The 17563-nt window shown below is 44.3% G+C and carries 20 protein-coding genes; 17 read left to right on the top strand and 3 right to left on the bottom strand.

Annotated elements, in window-relative coordinates:
- Positions 1-106: 106 nt before the first annotated feature.
- The 14 genes from BR63_RS04470 to larAH5 all read left to right on the top strand — a co-directional run bounded on the left by BR63_RS04470 (position 107) and on the right by larAH5 (position 14533).
- Positions 107-1087 (top strand): AAA family ATPase, encoded by a 981-nt coding sequence (locus BR63_RS04470; protein WP_034419915.1) that lies wholly within the window; start codon positions 107-109, stop codon positions 1085-1087.
- Between the two features lie 76 nt (positions 1088-1163).
- Positions 1164-1424, top strand: coding sequence for a hypothetical protein (locus BR63_RS04465; protein ID WP_034419917.1), 261 nt, complete (start codon positions 1164-1166; stop codon positions 1422-1424).
- A 111-nt stretch (positions 1425-1535) separates the two neighbouring features.
- Positions 1536-3326: a GTPase HflX gene (gene hflX / locus BR63_RS04460; protein ID WP_034419919.1), complete on the top strand. Its 1791-nt coding sequence runs from the start codon at positions 1536-1538 to the stop codon at positions 3324-3326.
- Positions 3327-3329: 3 nt separating this feature from the next.
- On the top strand, positions 3330-4601 hold the full coding sequence (locus BR63_RS04455) for a methionine gamma-lyase family protein (protein WP_034419921.1): 1272 nt from the start codon (positions 3330-3332) through the stop codon (positions 4599-4601).
- 14 nt (positions 4602-4615) lie between these two features.
- A complete protein-coding gene (locus tag BR63_RS04450) occupies positions 4616-5095 on the top strand; it encodes a DUF456 domain-containing protein (protein WP_034419922.1) in 480 nt (159 codons plus the stop codon).
- A gap of 88 nt (positions 5096-5183) precedes the next feature.
- Complete coding sequence (locus BR63_RS04445; protein WP_034419923.1) at positions 5184-6278, top strand: D-alanine--D-alanine ligase; 1095 nt, start codon at positions 5184-5186, stop codon at positions 6276-6278.
- A 5-nt stretch (positions 6279-6283) separates the two neighbouring features.
- Positions 6284-7303: an Ldh family oxidoreductase gene (locus tag BR63_RS04440; RefSeq protein ID WP_034419924.1), complete on the top strand. Its 1020-nt coding sequence runs from the start codon at positions 6284-6286 to the stop codon at positions 7301-7303.
- A 387-nt stretch (positions 7304-7690) separates the two neighbouring features.
- Complete coding sequence (locus BR63_RS04435) at positions 7691-8017, top strand: UxaA family hydrolase (RefSeq protein WP_034419925.1); 327 nt, start codon at positions 7691-7693, stop codon at positions 8015-8017.
- Positions 8017-9189 carry a UxaA family hydrolase gene (locus tag BR63_RS04430; protein ID WP_034419927.1) on the top strand — a complete coding sequence of 391 codons (1173 nt, stop codon included), beginning with the start codon at positions 8017-8019 and terminating at the stop codon, positions 9187-9189. The genes BR63_RS04435 and BR63_RS04430 overlap by 1 nt, the downstream gene beginning before the upstream one ends.
- Before the next feature lie 70 nt (positions 9190-9259).
- Positions 9260-10003 carry a FadR/GntR family transcriptional regulator gene (locus BR63_RS04425; RefSeq protein WP_051965383.1) on the top strand — a complete coding sequence of 248 codons (744 nt, stop codon included), beginning with the start codon at positions 9260-9262 and terminating at the stop codon, positions 10001-10003.
- Between the two features lie 79 nt (positions 10004-10082).
- Complete coding sequence (locus tag BR63_RS04420) at positions 10083-10544, top strand: tripartite tricarboxylate transporter TctB family protein (protein ID WP_051965384.1); 462 nt, start codon at positions 10083-10085, stop codon at positions 10542-10544.
- Between the two features lie 22 nt (positions 10545-10566).
- Positions 10567-12078 (top strand): tripartite tricarboxylate transporter permease, encoded by a 1512-nt coding sequence (locus tag BR63_RS04415; RefSeq protein WP_034419929.1) that lies wholly within the window; start codon positions 10567-10569, stop codon positions 12076-12078.
- A 99-nt stretch (positions 12079-12177) separates the two neighbouring features.
- Complete coding sequence (locus BR63_RS04410) at positions 12178-13152, top strand: tripartite tricarboxylate transporter substrate binding protein (RefSeq protein WP_034419930.1); 975 nt, start codon at positions 12178-12180, stop codon at positions 13150-13152.
- Positions 13153-13261: 109 nt separating this feature from the next.
- A complete protein-coding gene (larAH5, locus tag BR63_RS04405) occupies positions 13262-14533 on the top strand; it encodes a nickel-dependent malate racemase, LarAH5 family (RefSeq protein ID WP_051965385.1) in 1272 nt (423 codons plus the stop codon).
- Between the two features lie 48 nt (positions 14534-14581).
- Here the strand turns inward: larAH5 and lexA are convergent, their stop codons facing one another.
- Positions 14582-15190 (bottom strand): transcriptional repressor LexA, encoded by a 609-nt coding sequence (gene lexA, locus BR63_RS04400; RefSeq protein WP_034419931.1) that lies wholly within the window; start codon positions 15188-15190, stop codon positions 14582-14584.
- 161 nt (positions 15191-15351) lie between these two features.
- On the opposite strand from lexA, the gene yneA reads away from it, so the two are divergent.
- Together yneA and BR63_RS04390 are read left to right on the top strand one after the other, a co-directional pair.
- Entirely contained in the window at positions 15352-15654 is a 303-nt protein-coding gene (gene yneA / locus BR63_RS04395) for a cell division suppressor protein YneA (protein WP_034419933.1), read from the top strand.
- A gap of 74 nt (positions 15655-15728) precedes the next feature.
- Positions 15729-15917 (top strand): hypothetical protein, encoded by a 189-nt coding sequence (locus BR63_RS04390; protein ID WP_081907987.1) that lies wholly within the window; start codon positions 15729-15731, stop codon positions 15915-15917.
- A gap of 153 nt (positions 15918-16070) precedes the next feature.
- On the opposite strand, the gene BR63_RS19445 is transcribed toward BR63_RS04390, so the two are convergent.
- The gene (locus BR63_RS19445) at positions 16071-16196 is read right to left on the bottom strand and encodes a glycine radical domain-containing protein (protein ID WP_243270063.1); all 126 of its coding nucleotides are present in this window, start codon (positions 16194-16196) and stop codon (positions 16071-16073) included.
- Between the two features lie 215 nt (positions 16197-16411).
- Here BR63_RS19445 and BR63_RS04380 point away from each other — a divergent pair, with 215 nt between their 5' ends.
- Positions 16412-16717 carry a zinc-ribbon domain containing protein gene (locus BR63_RS04380; protein ID WP_081907988.1) on the top strand — a complete coding sequence of 102 codons (306 nt, stop codon included), beginning with the start codon at positions 16412-16414 and terminating at the stop codon, positions 16715-16717.
- Positions 16718-16972: 255 nt separating this feature from the next.
- Here BR63_RS04380 and pdxT read toward each other — a convergent pair whose 3' ends face one another.
- Entirely contained in the window at positions 16973-17563 is a 591-nt protein-coding gene (gene pdxT / locus BR63_RS04375) for a pyridoxal 5'-phosphate synthase glutaminase subunit PdxT (protein ID WP_034419941.1), read from the bottom strand.

The raw sequence follows: 17563 nt of genomic DNA, 5'->3' as shown, positions 1-17563 counted from the left end.
TCCGGGGACTTTTTACTTAGAGGTGGGCACGCTCCACTATTCCAGGCACCATTCCGCCGAAAATGCATAATTTGTAATAGATTTCGCAGCATGGAGGTGATAGTTTTTGGCCATGAAATTATCTTTTCATCCCCAAAAGAAAAACGAACCCCCCGAACTAATTGTTACAAAACCTGCCAAGGCCACGGTGAAGCTTTCCAATCTTAATATGTTCAAACAATTGGAAAAAACACCCCCCGTCAGTGAAGTTGAACTGACAAGGCGTAAAAGAGTAGAAGGGATTTTGCAGGAACTGGATTCTCTGGTAGGCCTTGATTCTGTTAAAAAGTTGATCATGGAAATACAGGCTTTTGTGGAAATTCAAAAAAGAAGAGCGAAAGAAAATTTAATCACTGAACCCCTGGTTCTCCATATGATTTTTCGCGGCAATCCCGGAACAGGTAAAACAACGGTGGCCAGAATCGTGGGGCGCCTTTTTAAAGAAATGGGTATCTTGCAGAAAGGACACGTTATCGAAGTGGAACGGGCGGACCTGGTGGGAGAATATATTGGACATACTGCTTTAAAAACGCGGGAACAGCTTAAAAGGGCCCTGGGCGGTATCCTCTTCATTGACGAGGCATACTCACTGGCCCGCGGAGGAGAAAAGGATTTTGGCAAAGAAGCCATCGACACTATGGTGAAGACCATGGAGGACAATAAAGACAATCTCATTCTCATCCTGGCCGGCTACAAGCAGGAAATGAACTGGTTTTTGGAAACTAACCCCGGGCTAAGGTCCCGTTTTCCCATCCATATTGATTTTCCTGATTATAACATCCGGGAACTCCTGGCCATTGCTGAGCAAATGTTAACAAAAAGACAGTATAAACTCAGTGAAGACGGGAAAAACGAGCTGGAGCGATTACTGACCGAAAAATTGGCCAAATCCCATGAACACAGCGGCAATGCGCGCCTGGTCCGGAATTTTATAGAAAAAGCCCTGCGCCAGCAGGCTGTTCGTTTAGTGGGGGAAAGCAGCCTCTCCAGGGAAGAGTTAATTTTCATCATCGCCAGTGACATCAAGTTGGCTGCAGAAAGCTTATAATATCTTTCTCACTATACCTCCCGATGATTTATTACCTGGTTTGTTGTGTAATACTAGGGATGAGGAGGGGGATTATGTGAGTTTACCCAGCAGACGCACAAAAAGAGAGAAGAAGAAAAACTACTTGTTTTATTTTACTGTCTTATTTTTGGCTTTTTTATCCCTTGTTTCACTGTTCACGGAAAATTACCCGGCCCTGGTTTTAATGGCGGGTTTAAGTTTCATTTTAAGTTTACCCAGGCTGTTTTCCAAAAACCCCCGCTTGCTTCACCGTACTCTTTTGCTTGTTTTTTTCTTTGTCATTTGGTTAGGTGTCTTTCTTGGGGTAATTCCTTAAAAAGCGAAATAACTGGAAATTACCCCTCCCGTATGCTATAATTTGTGCAAAGCTGACACTCCTTTTAAGGAGTGTTTTTCCGTGCCAGGGCTAAAAAGGGAGGAGTAACAGGTGGCTCTTTATGGCAATACAACAAACATTCGTAAAGATGTAATGCTGCAACTGGAGAAACTGGCGGAAACAACTTTTCCCAAAGACCTCCTGGTAAGTCCGGAACTGGCGGAACAATTGGCCTTTCTCACCTTTAAAATCAACCGGGAGATAGGTGTTTATCTTGACCGTCACGGCTATGTGCTGCATGTCATGATAGGTGATGATAAAACCACGCCTTTAATTAAAGAAAATCTCCGCCGGGGAGAAGACCGCCTCTCGGGTCTGAGATGTATACATACCCATCCCAGCGGCGACAGCACTTTAAGTGAACCTGACTTGACCAGTTTACGGGAGTTTCGTCTTGACGCCATGGTAGCCATTGGCATAAGTGAAGACAAAGTTACCTCCATTAACGTTGCTTTTCTTGAGCCCAATCTGGAAAGCTTTAAAGTCTATGGGCCTTTCAGTCTTGAGCAAATAGACAAATTCCCTTTTACTGAGATCTTGCAGGAAATTGATAAAGCCATTTCTAAACCTCCCGCTTATCTGGTGAAGCAGGAGCAGGAAAGGGTTCTCCTGGTGGGTCTAAAAAAACAAGATACCGGTTTACTGTCTCCCGAAGAATCACTGGTTGAGTTGGAAGAACTGGCCAAGACCGCAGGTGCGGAAATAACCGGTAAAATCCTTCTCTCCAGGGATAAGCCCGATCCCGCTTTATATATCGGAACGGGAAAAGTAAAGGAACTGGCTTTGCTCCGGCAGCAGCACAAGCTTGATGTCATTATCTTTGATGACGAACTATCACCCAGGCAGCAAAATAACCTGGAAGAATCCCTGGGCTCCCGCGTGATTGACCGGACTGCCCTGATCTTACAAATTTTTGCCGACAGGGCCAAAACCAAAGAAGGAAAGCTCCAGGTGGAGTTAGCCCAGTTGAACTATATGCTTCCTCGTTTAACGGGTCAGGGTACCAGCCTATCCCGTTTGGGAGGGGGAATCGGTACCAGAGGCCCCGGTGAAACCAAGCTGGAAACGGACAGGAGAAGAATTCGTTTACGCATTCGCGACCTGCAAAAAGAGATAGAAGAAATAAAAAAACAAAGAGGTATCCTGCGACAGCAGCGTGAACATACCCAAATACCTGTAGTAGCCCTGGTAGGTTATACCAATGCAGGCAAATCCACCTTGTTAAACGCCCTGACCCAGGCCAACGTGCTGGCGGAAAACAAACTATTTGCTACTTTAGACCCCACCACCCGCCGGCTCCAGTTGAAACAGCGAGAAGTGTTGTTAACCGATACCGTTGGCTTTATCAACAAACTTCCTCACCAACTGGTAGCTGCTTTCCGTGCTACCCTGGAAGAGGTTGTTCATGCAGACCTGCTTTTGCACGTGGTAGATGCCAGTCATCCCTCTTATGAAGGACAAATTACGGCGGTTAACCGTGTCTTGGAGGAATTAAAGGTCCTTACGAAGCCCACCATCCTTGTTTTAAACAAGTGGGATCTGGTAAAAGACCCCTTAGAGGTATTGCCGGTAGCGGGGAAGTATGAAGCAGTTATCCCCATTTCAGCTTTAAAAGGGACCAATCTCCCTGAGCTCCTGGAGTTAATTAATGCTCACTTACCCAACAAACCCCTGCAAGTAAGATTATTAATACCTTTTAACCAAACCGCCCTGCTCAACACCCTATATCATGAAGGAGAAGTCATTCAAACAGAATATGTGGCGGAGGGTATCCTATGCGATGCCTATCTTTCACAACCCTGGTTAAATAAATTACAGCACTATATATGGCAGAAGGAGTAAATTATGTCCAGTTTCTCTCAATCCTTGAAAGAGGATTATCATATTGACGATCACATCCTAAAAGCTTTGGAAGAGGCCTATAGCGCATGTCAACCGTATTTTGAAGCTATCACAGAAACAGCTCAAATGAACCAACTCAAAGTATTAAGAGCCTTTCAGGCCAATAATGTGAGTGATTTTCATTTTCACGGTTCTACCGGCTACGGGTATGGGGACAGTGGACGTGATACCCTGGAAGATGTTTTTGCCTCTCTTTTCCGGGCCGAAAAGGCCCTTGTCCGGGTCCAAATCGTCTCAGGTACCCATGCCATTGCCATAGGGTTACTGGGCAACCTGCAAAGAGGTGATGAAATTATTGCCGTTACCGGCAGACCCTATGATACCCTGTTAAAAGTCATTGGCTTGCATGGAGAGTATGGTTCTCTCATCCATAATGGTGTAGAATATACGGAAATCCCCCTCACTCCAGATAATAAAATAGACCTGGAAACATTGTTCAGGCATATTACCGAGCGCACGAAAATCCTCCTGTTTCAACGTTCCAGGGGATATGACTGGCGTCCTTCTTTCGCTATTGAAACCTTAGAGAGTGCGATTTGTACCATCAAAGCCCGTTTTCCCCAGGTAATCTGTTTCGTTGACAATTGTTACGGTGAATTTGTAGAAACCCGGGAGCCCATTGAAATTGGAGCCGACCTGGTGGCAGGTTCACTGATTAAAAATCCCGGCGGCGGCTTGGCTTTAACGGGAGGATACCTGGTGGGCAAAGAAACTCTTATCAATAACAGTGCTACACGTTTATCGGCACCCGGTATAGGCCTTGGTGTCGGTGCGAGTCTTAACTTTAACCATACCGCTTTTCAAGGTTTATTCATGGCACCTCACATCGTGGGAGAGGCCGTCAAAGGTGCTGTTCTGGCAGCCAAATTTTTTGAACTCCTGGGTTATACTGTCAATCCTTCAGCAAAGGAGAAACGTACTGATATTATTCAGGCCATCCAGCTAGGCAGTAAAGAAAAAATGATTGCCTTTTGCCGCGGCTTACAGAAGGCTTCTCCCGTAGACTCTTCCGCCAGACCAGAACCCGCCCTTTTACCCGGTTATACGAACGAAGTTATCATGGCCGGTGGTACCTTTATCCAGGGTTCATCCATCGAACTAAGTGCCGACGGCCCTATCCGCCCGCCTTTCAATATCTACCTGCAGGGCGGTTTAAATCTTGCCCATATAAAAATAGGCCTGGTGCTGGCAGCACAGGAAATACTCCATACCTAAAAGGAGCGTTGCTGATGGAACCCTTGTGGACATGGTTGGCCCTGGCTTTAATGGCATTAGGGACCCTGGGAACTTTGTTTCCCATTTTGCCCGGGCTGCCCCTGGTAACCCTCGTAGCTCTTGTCTACGGCTGGCGAGAAGGTTTTGTCAAAATTGACACCTGGTTTGTCACTATAAGCATCGTACTTACCGTACTGGGACTTATCCTTGAATACATCTCCGGTCCTTATGTAGCCAAAAAACTAGGTGCGACAAAAGCCGGAGTGTGGGGAGCTTTACTGGGAGGCATTGCCGGCCTTTTATCCCTCGGACCCCTTGGGTTGCTCCTGGGCCCCTTCCTGGGTGGTGTACTAGGTGAACTCCTCTTCGGCAAAGCCCTTCCCCAGGCAGCCAAAGTGGGCTTTGGTTCCATGATCGGTACTTTACTGGGTAACATGACTAAGTTTATCTTAGCTTTGTTTATTACGGTCTGGTTTGCTTTACGGGTTTTTTAAGAGTGAAAAATAGAGCTGTAGATAATATCAATACTTTTTGCCGGGGAGCATAAAATGATGTTAAATAAAAAGTAAAGGTGGGTTAGCCATGAAAAAAGTGAAAGTTGCCCTCCTCTTTGGCGGACGTTCCGGCGAACATGAAGTTTCACGTAATTCCGCTTACTCTGTGGCTAAGGCTTTAAGTGATAAATATGACGTCTTTGCCATTGGTATTTCCAAAGAAGGTGAGTGGTATGGCCCCGTACCTCTAGAGGACATAAAACAATTTGTACCGGAACATTACGCGGATAAAAAAATAACGATCCTTCCCCATCCTGCCAGCGGAGGTACTATTTATCAACTACCCGGTCTTAAACCTGTCCACCAGGCCGAAGTATTCTTCCCCGTATTACATGGTACCTTCGGAGAAGATGGTACCATTCAAGGATTGTTGGATTTGGCCCAAGTACCCTATGTAGGTGCTGGTGTACTGTCCTCATCGGTAGGCATGGATAAAATCTTTATGAAAAAAATCTTTGCCGAGGCGGGTTTACCCCAAGTACCCTATCTATACTTTTTGAGAACACTTATTGATAATCATATTGATAAAATAATAACAGAAATAGAAGAGAAACTGGGTTATCCCTGTTTTGTCAAACCTGCCAACCTGGGCTCCAGTGTGGGAATTTCTAAGGCAGTAAATAGGGGCCAACTGGAAGAAGCCCTCAAAAAAGCCGCCCGCTATGACAGAAAAGTCATTGTGGAGAAAGGCCTTTCCGTCCGTGAACTGGAAGTAAGCGTTTTAGGCAATGACCAACCAAGGGCCTCCCTGCCCGGTGAAATAGTACCCTGTAACGAATTCTATGATTATAGAGCTAAATATATTGATGACCGCTCAGCCCTTTATATTCCTGCTTCCGTACCGGAAGAAGCGGTAAAAAGATTACAAGAACTGGCTGTAGCGGCCTTTAAGGCTTTGGATTGTGCCGGACTTTCCCGGGTAGATTTCTTCCTTACCAAAGACACTAATGAAATTCTCATCAATGAAATCAATACCATGCCGGGTTTTACTACTATAAGTATGTATCCTAAGTTATGGGAGTACTCCGGCCTGCCCATTACCGAACTTGTTGACGAGTTGGTTAGATTAGCTGTAGAGCGTTTCGCCGATAAAAAGAGAAATATAACAACTTATGAGGAGTAGAGAACATGTCCAAAGAAATTGTTTACACAGAAGAACAGCTTCTGAAGCACTGCCAGTCTCTTTTTGTAAAACACGGAGTACCGGAGGAAGATGCCCTTATCGTTTCCCGCATCCTGGTCCAGGCCGAGTTAGAGGGTGTAAAAACCCATGGGATCAGCCGTATTCCCAGTTACTTAAAGAAGATTAATTTGGGGACGATTAATCCCCGTCCTAACATTTCCGTTGTTAAGCAAAACCCTGCCAGCATTGTACTGGACGGGGACAATGGTTTAGGTCAAGTGGTAAGTCACAGAGCTATGGAAATGGCTATGGATTTAGCTAAAACTTCAAGTGTGGGTCTCGTTTCTGTCCGAAACAGCAACCATTTCGGGGCGGCTTCTTACTACTGTCAAATGGCCGCCAAACAAGACTTTATAGGCATGGCTTTTACTAATTCACCGCCGGGAATACCACCCTGGGGGAGTAAAAAAGCCTATTTCGGCACTAATCCCATTTCTTTTGGTTTTCCCACGGCGGGTGAATTTCCCGTGATTATTGACATGGCCACGAGTATTACAGCCCGCGGCAACATTATCCTGGCAGCAAAAAAAGGGGAAAAGATTCCCCTCGGTTGGGCTCTGGATGAGGAAGGGAAACCTACGGATGACCCTCATGCAGCTCTGGCTGGAGCAGTTCTTCCCATGGCGGGTGCTAAAGGATATGCCCTGGCTTTAGCCATAGAAATACTGTCTGCCCTTTTAAGCGGTGCAGAGATAGGTGTAAACATACCACCCGTAACAGATCTTGAGAGTAAAGCTAATATCGGTCATCTAATCGGCGCTATTAACATCGACTCCTTTTTAGCAAAAGAAATTTTTAAAGAACGATTACTCCACATGATTGAAGAAATTAAAGAACAGCCCTTAGCCTACGGGCATCATGAGATCCTTATCCCTGGTGAAAGAAGGTACAAAGAAACCTTGCGTAGAAGTAAAGAAGGAATAAAAATCAGTGCAGACTTAGCTAAAGAATTGGAACTTATCTAGAATAGAAGAATTTAAGAACAGGTCAACTTGCAGGTTGACCTGTTGCTTTTTGTAAACTGGTATTACCACAGACCAAGTGAAAAAATATTTAGTAAAAAATTCATTATAGAAGCAGGTATTTTAAATTTTATAAAGAATATGTATAGCAAAGTGGTATGACCACTAACCAACATTCCAGTTCTTAGAGATTGTTAAGCTGGGCAGGAAAGCAGTAGAACAAAGTTAAGTTTGAAATAACGGCTTATAGATGACTAGTGAAATCTATTTCAAACTTAATTGTGTTTGATTGTTTTCCCCTAAAAGCATGACAACGGATCAAGAACACAAAACCTTGTTCCGTTCTAAGAACTGTAAATATTAATAATAATTTATAAGGAGGTAACTAGTATGTCCACAAAAATTTCGTGGGTAGTTGACGAAGTAAAAGACAATGTCGCAACTATCCTCAGCACTGAGATTAAAGCTGGTATGACCATTCCCGTCTCAGTCGCCGGCCAGGAACTGCAAATCAAAGTAAATGCTGACATCCCCTACGGCCATAAAGTTGCCATCAAACCCATTAAAAAAGGGGAAACCGTTTTTAAATACGGTTTGAGCATTGGTACTGCCATGACAGATATTGCTGTGGGCGACCATGTCCACGTCCACAACATTGAACCCAATCGCGGCCGTGGTGACCTAGCCGCCGCAGCAAAGAAAGGGGAGTGCAAATAATGGGAACTAAATTCTGGGGATATAGACGTCCAAACGGCGACGTAGGTTGCCGCAACCATCTTCTAATCCTCTCCGGCACCATCTATGCCAACAGCGTTTGCGAAAGGGTGGCCAACACCATCACTGGTGCTGTACCTATCACTCACCACTTAGGGCGCTGCCAGACCAAGTCTGACCTGAGACAAACTTTCTGGACACTGGTTGGTATGGGCCAAAACCCCAACGTAGGGGCAGTAGTGGTTATTGACCATTTTAGAGAAGAAGGCTGTACTTCTGAAGAAATTGCCCACGAAATTGCCAAGACCGGCAAACCTGTGGAAATCGTCAACATTCGTGAAGCCAATGGCGCTATTGAAGCCACCGCTCAGGCTACAAGAAAAGCCATGTATCTCATGCGGGAAATCTCCAAACAGCGCAGAGAAGAAGCAGACATTTCCGAACTCTTGTTTGGCTTAAACTGCGGGACCTCTGATACTACTTCCGGACTATCCTCCAACGTGGCCCTTGGTGCCTGTTCCGATAGAATTTACCGGGAAGGCGGTCGTTCCATCCTGGCGGAGTTCCCCGAATTAATGGGTGCGGAGGATTGGCTCACTGCCCGTTGTGTTACACCGGAAGTAGCACAAAAATTCCTTGACTATATTAAGCAATATGAAGAGAGAATCCTGGCTACCGGTGAAGACATCCGCGGTTCTCAACCTACCGGTGACAACATCGTGGGCGGAATCAGCACCATTGAAGAGAAGTCCTTGGGCGGCGCCAAGAAAGGTGGTTCCCAGCCCATCCAGGATGTTCTCTGGATCTTAGAGAAGCCTAAGAAAGATCCAGGTCTTTACCTGATGTACACACCCGGTCACGGTTCCGAATCCATCACCGCTATAGCTGCAGCCGGTTCCCAGCTCCTGGTCTTCTCCACAGGCGGCGGCCATACCATCAACCATCCATTGATGCCCACCATTAAGATTACCGGTAACATCAATTCCTGGAACCGGATGAGCGATACCGTAGACTTAGACTTAAGCGGCATCTTGGCAGGCAAGGTTTCTATCGAAGAAGCCGGCGACATGATCTTCAACGAAGTAGTGGAAGTACTGAACGGCAAACTCACCAAGTGTGAAATTCTCAAAGAAAACACCGGTTTTGCTATCCACAGAATAGGACTTAGCATCTAATCATTTCATAAGAATAGGGGCCTGAACCCAGGCCCCTTCCCACAAACTCTCATTAGAGAGGTGTGTTATTTTGTTTAAACCCATACCGAAAGACCCCGTAAGCATACACGAAAAAATCGTAAAAGAAATCCAATCTTCCATCCTGCGCGGTAAGTTAAAACCCGGTGATAAGCTTCCTTCGGAACGCACGCTGGCAGAGCATCTGGGCGTCAGTAGGACATCTTTGCGCGAAGCTTTAAAAATTCTGGCTGCCTCAGGTGTGGTCACCATCAAACAGGGGCAGGGTATCTTTGTGGCGGAACAGCCTCAGCCGGATATCTATAAAGTTCTCTCTAACCGCGTCTTTACCGAAGACTACAGCCTTGAAGACTTATATGATCTGCGTAAAGTTCTGGAGACGCAAGCCGTTGTCTGGGCCGTGAGAAGGGCATCTGAACAACAGTTGCAGCAGCTCAAGCAAATCATTGCCGAAACCAGACAAAAAATTTCAGAAAATCCAAACAACAGTATTGCCATTCTTACTGAGCACGATACAAATTTTCATAATGCCTTGGCCGAAGCTTCCGGAAATAAAGTACTGGTACGTGTTATGCAAAACCTCCTGGACTTAATCGAAGAAACACGAACACGAGCCTTTTTGATACCAGGAAGGGGGAAGAAATCTTTGGATGACCACCAAAAAATTGTAGATGCCATATCTTCCCGTGACAGCGACGAGGCTCGTCAGGCAATGTATTATCATTTGGAATCGGTAGCGGAGGATATTCGTAAAGTTAATGAATCTACTGGTTTTATCAATATGAACAAAACGTGATTTTTGTTAGTTTATTTTTATTTCACATGTGAATTATTGCACAATTGTCTGCGGATTACAAAACAGAGGGGGTATATATTTGCGTAAGGCTAATATTATCGTTGCCTCTACACTCTTAGCTTTATCTATCTTTATTATTTATCAGGCCAAAAAACTACCGGCTTCCATACCTGGGGCCGGACTAGGACCTGGGGTAGTTCCATTCTGGTTAGCACTGTGTCTTGCCTTTCTTTCATCTTTACTTCTCATCACCAATCTTCTTAATATCGATAAATATGCCAGTGGGCAAATCATCCTCAGCCGTCAAGAATTGATGAGTGTAGGCGTTATCTTCTTAACACTAATTTTGTACATGATTTTTATGGAATATCTCGGATTTGGTATCGCCACCATATTCCTTGTAACTTTTTTAAGTAAGAGATTGGGTAATTATGCACTGTGGAAATGCAGTCTGCTGGGTATTGTTGTGGCAGTTGTTTCCGTGCAAGTTTTCCGGAACTTTTTAAGCATGCCTCTGCCCACAGGTTTTCTGGGTTTTTAGCGGATTAATGTGAGGTGATTCTATGTTAGAAACTTTATCTCAGTTGATGAATGGTTTTGCTATAGCCCTGGCTCCCCAAAATCTCTTATTTGGTTTTATCGGTTGTTTGCTTGGCACGCTCATCGGTGTACTGCCGGGTATAGGGCCAACCTCCGGTATAGCCATGCTTTTACCCTTAACCACAATCCTGGAACCCACAGCCGCCATTATTATGCTGGCAGGGCTCTATTACGGAGCCATGTATGGAGGTTCCACCACCGCTATCCTGGTAAACATTCCCGGGGAAGTTTCCTCTGTACCAACAGCCCTGGATGGTTACAAATTAGCCCGTCAGGGGAAGGCTGGTTTAGCCTTATCCATGGCAGCCATCTCTTCCTTTGTGGCTGGAACATTAAGTTTATTAGGCTTGACCTTCTTTGCACCTAACCTGGCCAAAATGGCCTTACAGTTTGGCCCCCCGGAATACTTTGCACTCATGGTTTTGGCCCTTAGCGTTGTCGTTAACCTTTCGGGAAGATCCCTTTTAAAAGGACTCATCTCAGGCTTTGTTGGTTTCTTAATCGCCTCGATAGGTATGGATCCTATGACGGGTGTTAACAGGTTTTCCTTTGGCAATCTAAATTTAATGTCGGGCATAGACTTCATCAGTGTGATCATAGGCCTCTTTGCCGTAACGGAGATACTATCCAACGTAGAAGAGAATGCAGTAGACGTATACCAGACAAAACTTACCGGACTATGGCCTAAGCTGAGCGATCTCATCTACACACTGCCCGCTATGCTGCGCTCCACCGTAATTGGTTTCTTTATGGGTCTTTTGCCTGGCTGCAGCCCGGGAGTCACTTCTTTCGTAGCTTATGATACTGAAAAACGTATCTCCAAGAACCCGGAGAAATTCGGAACTGGCGAAATACTGGGTGTAGTCGCCCCGGAAGGGGCTAACAATGCTACCACCAGCGGTGGCTTTGTACCACTAATGGCTTTCGGCATACCTTCTGGTCCTGCCCTGGCAGTATTATTAGGGGGTCTGATGATGTATGGTTTACAACCGGGTCCAACTCTCTTTGAAAAACACGGTGATTTTGTCTGGGCAGTTATCGCCTCCATGTATGTAGGAAACGTCATTCTTCTGATCCTCAACCTTCCCCTGGTGGGTTTGTGGGCCAAACTTTGTAAGGTTCCCTATCCTATCTTAGCACCCATGGTTCTCGTCTTCTCCTTTTTGGGGGCCTACAGTGTACGATTTAAACTCTTTGACGTGGGTATCGCCCTAGTCTTTGGTTTAATTGGCTGGATCATGAAAAAGACTGATTTTCCTGCCAGTCCCTTAATCTTATGTCTCATCCTGGCAGACATGTTTGAAACCTCATTAAAGCAATCCCTCAGTATGTCCCAGGGTAATCCCTTGATTTTCCTGTCACGTCCTATTTCTTTGGCTCTGATTGTAATCGCTTTGTTATTGGCAGGTTTCTCGATTTATACCAGATACAGCGATCCCAAGAAAGCAGCCCAAATGATGGTAGAATCGGAGTAACCTTCCTGCTTTAATATGAAAGTGAGGTGGTGACAAGGGTATTAATTCTCTTTCAAATCGCCAATTAACCACTATCTATTAAAATCGGGAGGGATAATTGTGAGGAAAAAATTTAATCTCTTAGTCGGTATCGTCTTAATTACCGCTTTACTCTTTACCCTGACAGGTTGCGCGAGCAAAGACTCTAAAGCTGTTTACCCAAGCAAGCCGGTTAACATGATTATTGCTTTTACTGCCGGTGGTTCCAGCGACGTTCAAGCCCGTGTTGTAGAAAAGTTCTGGAAGAAAGAATTCAATAACCAACCCCTCGTTTTTGACTATAAAGTAGGTGCAGGAGGCCAAGTCGGCTTCACCGAAATTGCAAAAGCAAATCCCGATGGTTATACAATTGGCGGCATTAACGTTCCTCACATTGTTTTCCAGGCTCTAAGTTCTCAGGCCACCTTTAAAACTGAGGATTTCGCCTATATTGCCCAAGTTGTGAAAGATCCCTTGCTACTTGCCGTGAAAAAAGACAGCCCCATTAATAATTTGAATGATTTCATTGCTGAGGCTAAGAAAAAAGATGGAAAAATGAATGTTGGTATCGTTGGTCCTTTCACCGCTCACCATGTTGGTATTTTCCAGTTAGCTGATGAGTTAAAAATAAAGGTTAACCCTGTTATCTTCAAAGGCGCCGCAGATCAAAACGTTGCCCTTTTAGGTGGCCACGTAGACGCTATGCTCGGTAACTTAAACGACGTTATGCGTGATCTTAATAACTTCAAAATTTTAGCCTTGGCCGATGATCAAAGACATCCCTGGATTAAAGATGTTCCTACCTTTAAGGAAATGAATGTTAACTTTAAGGCCGATATCCGCCGGGGTTTTGCCGCTCCTAAGAATATTAAACCTGAGGTTCTGCAAAAACTACGTGAAGGATTCCAAAAGATTTGTAATGATCCCGAATACCTGAAAGAAATGGAGAAAATAGGTCAGCCCGCTGCTTACCTCTCCGGTGAAGAATTTGAAAAATACGTTAAAGAATATACCGCTAACGCCAAGTCAGTCATCGAAAAGTACGGTCTCAAATAACCTTTTATTAGTGCCCTTTAAATTAGCGTTAAATTAGAGAAGATGTCAAAGTCCTTGACCACTTAAGTCAAGGACTTTGCTCTTACCATTTTCCTAAAGGAGGCCTATAATGCATAACCCTACCATACCCTATGGCAAAACCCATTTTACCTGGCCCTCAGACCAGTATCCCTATTTTCTTTCCGTCCATCCCAAGGATGTGCCGGCTCCTGCCAATGGGCAAGCTGAAGTGGCGAAAGCCATTGCCAACGCTATGGGGAAAAACATTGAAGACTTAAAGGGTACCAAAAAAGTAGTCATCGTAACCAGCGACTCAACACGACCAGTGCCGAACAGAGAAATATTCCCTCCCTTACTGGAGGCATTAGCTGGAATAGGAATATCTTATGAGAAGATTACCGTGTTAATCGGCACCGGTTTGCACCGACCTGCTCCCCCTGAAGAATTCCCTGCCCTGTTAGGGGAGGAAACCGCTCAAAAACTTACCGTGATTTCCCACGATGCTACAGACCAGTCTCAATTAGTCTACTTGGGCCAAACCTCACGGGGCACTCCCATCTGGATTAATAAGCATTATCAAGAAGCTGATGCCAGGATCCTGGTGGGCATGATTGACCCCCATCAAATCGTGGGTATCAGCGGGGGCGCAAAAGCTCTGGCTATTGGCCTGGGAGGAGAAAAACTGATCCAGGCTAACCACTCCATGCTAACCCAGCCCACTTGCCGCCTGGGCGTAGTAGACGGCAACCCCGCCCGGGCAGACATAGACGAAGTAGGGGAAATCGTTGGCATAGATTTTATCGTCAATGTCATCCTGAACAACGAAAAGAAGATTGTCAAAGCTGTGGCCGGAGACTTCCGTAAAGCCCATGCTGAAGGAATAAAACTAGCTCAAGAAATCTGCCAGGTGCAAGTTCCCGAAGCCGCTGATTTAGTTGTAGCGTCTCCCGGCGGTTATCCTAAAGATATCAATCTTTATCAGGCCCAAAAAGCTCTAGCCCATGCAGCCCTTGTCGTAAAAGAGGGAGGGGTCATTATATTATCAGCCCAGTGTAAAGAGGGAGTAGGGGAGGAGCGTTTTGAGGAAACCATGGCTTTAAGCCATACACCCCAGGAAGTACTAGAACGTTTCGCCCAATCTGAATTTCAAATGGGAGCCCATAAAGCCTTTCTCTGGGCACGTTCCCTGGCCAAAGCCAAAGTTATTCTCATCTCAGAAGGCATAACAGATGAGATGGCAAAACTTATGATGGTGGAGAGAGTTACTTCCCTCGACGAGGCTTTATCGACAGCCAGACAGTACCTGCCAAAAAAACCGAAAATTATTCTGATGCCAAAAGCATCCTCCACAATACCAATACTGGATGCAGAACAAATTTAATAAAAAACAAGCGTAAATATTAAAAAGCGCATTTTGAAAATGCGCTTTTTAATATTTACGCAGCAAGGCAATAACCTTACCTAAAATTAAAACATCTTTGGTAATGATGGGTTCATAATTACTGTTTTCCGGCTGCAGGCGTATATGGCTATTTTCCTTATAGAACCTTTTTACGGTAGCCTCGTCATCTAAAAGAGCTACAACGATGTCCCCGTTTCTAGCCGTGTTTTGTTTTTTAACGATAACCAGGTCACCGTCCTGAATTCCGGCTTCAATCATACTATCCCCTTTAACATTTAAAATAAAGACATCCTCAGACTTAATAAAATCCAGAGGAAGGGGAAAGGTGTCTTCAATGTTTTCCACCGCCAAAATGGGAGAGCCAGCCGTAACACGGCCGACAATGGGTACATTTACCATTTCTTTATTGGGCCTCAGGTTATGATCTATTACCTCAATAGCCCGGGGTTTAGTAGGGTCCCTTTTGATATAACCCCTGCTTTCAAGCTGATTAAGGTGATTATGTACCGTAGAGCTTGAACTAAGACCTACTGCCTCACCGATTTCCCGTACAGAAGGGGGATAACCTTTTGCTTTAATTTCCTTTTTTATATAGTTTATAATGGCAACTTGACGGTCTGTCAAATCCTCATACACAGGACATTCCTCCCGTACAATTTATCAGTATCATTATAACATAATATCAAGCAATCACAAACATCCGTTCGATCTTTACTTTAAAAATATTACAAAAACTATTGACACCAAACATGTGTTCTTCTATAGTATAGTTAGAACATATGTTTGGAGTGATAAGAGTGAAAGAGAGGAAACGAAACAATAACTTGTTGATCTTTTGCATTATTACATTAATCGGCTTATTATTAAGTGGTTTTATATTTAAACCCAAAGCCATCGAAGCCCAGGAGCCATTGGAAGTTTTAACTGTAGTAGTAAAAAATGGTGATTCCTTATGGAAAATTGCCGACCGGTATGATAACAATAAAATGGATCTACGCAAATATATTGATATCATTCAAAAATATAACAACCTTGACAACACAGTACTTCAACCGGGTCAAAGAATAAAAGTACCTATTTTTCACACTGCTGAGCGTTAATTATTGTCACTGGCAGCGGTGAGCATTATATGTTATATTAGTACTATCTTAATATAGAGATTGAGGTTATATATATGCCTGCAAAATTGTGTCAGCTAAACGAAACAAAGGTTTGTAACAGCTGTGATGAATGTTTGTACTGTGACCTGGACACCAATAAGATCTGCAACAATTGCTGTGAATGTCTTGATGAAAAAGATTATCGAGCCATCAAAATTATCGGTATTATCACAAACGAAGATGAAGCAAAGAAGTACAGATAAGAAGAGGACCCATTGAGGTCCTCTTTAACAATTTTATCACTTCCGATAATGGGTATTATGTTAACTAGCTAAATTTTTGACCTGTTTCAGGGCCGTTTTTGACCCCTCCCGAACTCCCTCCCCAGTTTGATGATAAGTTTTTAATATCAAATTTTACTTAATAACCGCTCCCGATACCCTCACGGTTAGAATTGCGTACTTTTCCGGCTGTTCCACGGCATCCAGTAGGGTATCTTTATGGATGACATTAACATTCAGATCATGGTCTCGCCTGGCCAAAATACCCAATCATGATATATTTCAAACTTGCCAAGAGCTTCAGGAACTATGGAATAGGTATTTCTCACTATTGACTTTTTCTGCTTTTGGGTTATACTGAATTAAGCCCGTTAATACTGGTGAATATACCCAAACCTTCTCGATTGCCAAGCTCTGGGAAGTTTTTTGGAATACTTCTCCTACGACGGGCAATAAAATCGTGGAGGTTTTTTTTTATGTTTACTGACAAGGTTTTGAGTTGCAAAGACTGCGGTCGTCAATTTGTCTTTTCCGCATCTGAACAAGAGTTCTTTGCTGAAAAAGGGTTTACGAATGAACCTGGCCGCTGCCCCGAGTGTCGTTCTGCCAAAAAGGCACAAGGCAAATCCAACAAAGGTGGATATGGCCGTACTCAACGCGAAATGTATTCTGCAACCTGTTCTTCATGTGGAAAATCCACTACAGTACCTTTCCAACCTACTGGAGACAAACCAGTATATTGTCGGGATTGTTATCAACCCCGTAGACGCAATAGTTGGTAAGTAGTTTTCGGTCAAACCTCCCCAAGTTGCTTAAGCCTGGGGAGGTTTTTCTGTTTTACGCATGTCAGCAAAGGTTTTGTTATACGCCACATCCCAATGCTCCTATCCGACGTACCCAATCATAACTGTACCATCCGGCACACTTACAGCCAATCTTATTTATCCATGACCATATATGTTCTGGCGAAGCCTCAACGGTAACGGCACGTGTTGCATTATAAGAAAACCCACAAAATGTGGGTTTGTCAATATCGCCTAAATGCTATTTCCCTTATCCATTATCATTCTGGCAAAATATTTATGAAAAGATAAGTCTTGTGTTAATTCGGGATGAAATGATGTGGCTAGCATGTTTTCTTGTTGTACTGCAATAATACGGTCATTTAATGTTGCTACAATATCAACATTAGCTCCGGCCCTTTCAACCCAGGGAGCTCTGATAAAAACCAGGGGAACCTCTTCATTTGACACTCGGGGAATGATCATGGCTGTATTGAAACTATCCAGTTGACTGCCATAGGCATTACGTCGTACTGCAATATCCATGAGACCTAAATGACAATACTCTTCATCGACAATTTCTTTGGCCAGCAAAATCATCCCTGCACAAGTTCCCCACACGGGCATACCTGTAGTTATCCTTTGAATAAGAGGTTCTATAAACTCAAAATCCCGTAATAGTTTACCTATAGTGGTACTCTCACCACCTGGTAAGATGAGCCCTGAAACCTTTTTCAGATCAGCAATGGTTTTTACTTCACAAGGATTCACTCCCTCAATGCGGGAGAGCATGTACAGGTGTTCGCGAAACGAACCCTGCAGCGCTAGAACGCCGATATTTACCAC

Source organism: Thermanaerosceptrum fracticalcis, from assembly GCF_000746025.2.
GTDB classification, from domain to species: Bacteria; Bacillota; Peptococcia; order DRI-13; family DRI-13; genus Thermanaerosceptrum; species Thermanaerosceptrum fracticalcis.
The sequence above is the reverse complement of the archived record's forward strand: the minus strand, read 5'-3'. Positions and strand labels throughout refer to the sequence as shown.

What these genes read in the sequence shown, in the direction of transcription:
- BR63_RS04415 (WP_034419929.1), top strand. Translation starts at nt 10,567, where the DNA reads ATGTTAGAAACTTTATCTCAGTTGATGAATGGTTTTGCTATAGCCCTG.
- BR63_RS04455 (WP_034419921.1), top strand. Translation starts at nt 3,330, where the DNA reads ATGTCCAGTTTCTCTCAATCCTTGAAAGAGGATTATCATATTGACGAT.
- BR63_RS04390 (WP_081907987.1), top strand. Translation starts at nt 15,729, where the DNA reads ATGCCTGCAAAATTGTGTCAGCTAAACGAAACAAAGGTTTGTAACAGC.
- BR63_RS04440 (WP_034419924.1), top strand. Translation starts at nt 6,284, where the DNA reads ATGTCCAAAGAAATTGTTTACACAGAAGAACAGCTTCTGAAGCACTGC.
- BR63_RS04380 (WP_081907988.1), top strand. Translation starts at nt 16,412, where the DNA reads ATGTTTACTGACAAGGTTTTGAGTTGCAAAGACTGCGGTCGTCAATTT.
- BR63_RS04445 (WP_034419923.1), top strand. Translation starts at nt 5,184, where the DNA reads ATGAAAAAAGTGAAAGTTGCCCTCCTCTTTGGCGGACGTTCCGGCGAA.
- larAH5 (WP_051965385.1), top strand. Translation starts at nt 13,262, where the DNA reads ATGCATAACCCTACCATACCCTATGGCAAAACCCATTTTACCTGGCCC.
- BR63_RS04435 (WP_034419925.1), top strand. Translation starts at nt 7,691, where the DNA reads ATGTCCACAAAAATTTCGTGGGTAGTTGACGAAGTAAAAGACAATGTC.
- BR63_RS04430 (WP_034419927.1), top strand. Translation starts at nt 8,017, where the DNA reads ATGGGAACTAAATTCTGGGGATATAGACGTCCAAACGGCGACGTAGGT.
- BR63_RS04450 (WP_034419922.1), top strand. Translation starts at nt 4,616, where the DNA reads ATGGAACCCTTGTGGACATGGTTGGCCCTGGCTTTAATGGCATTAGGG.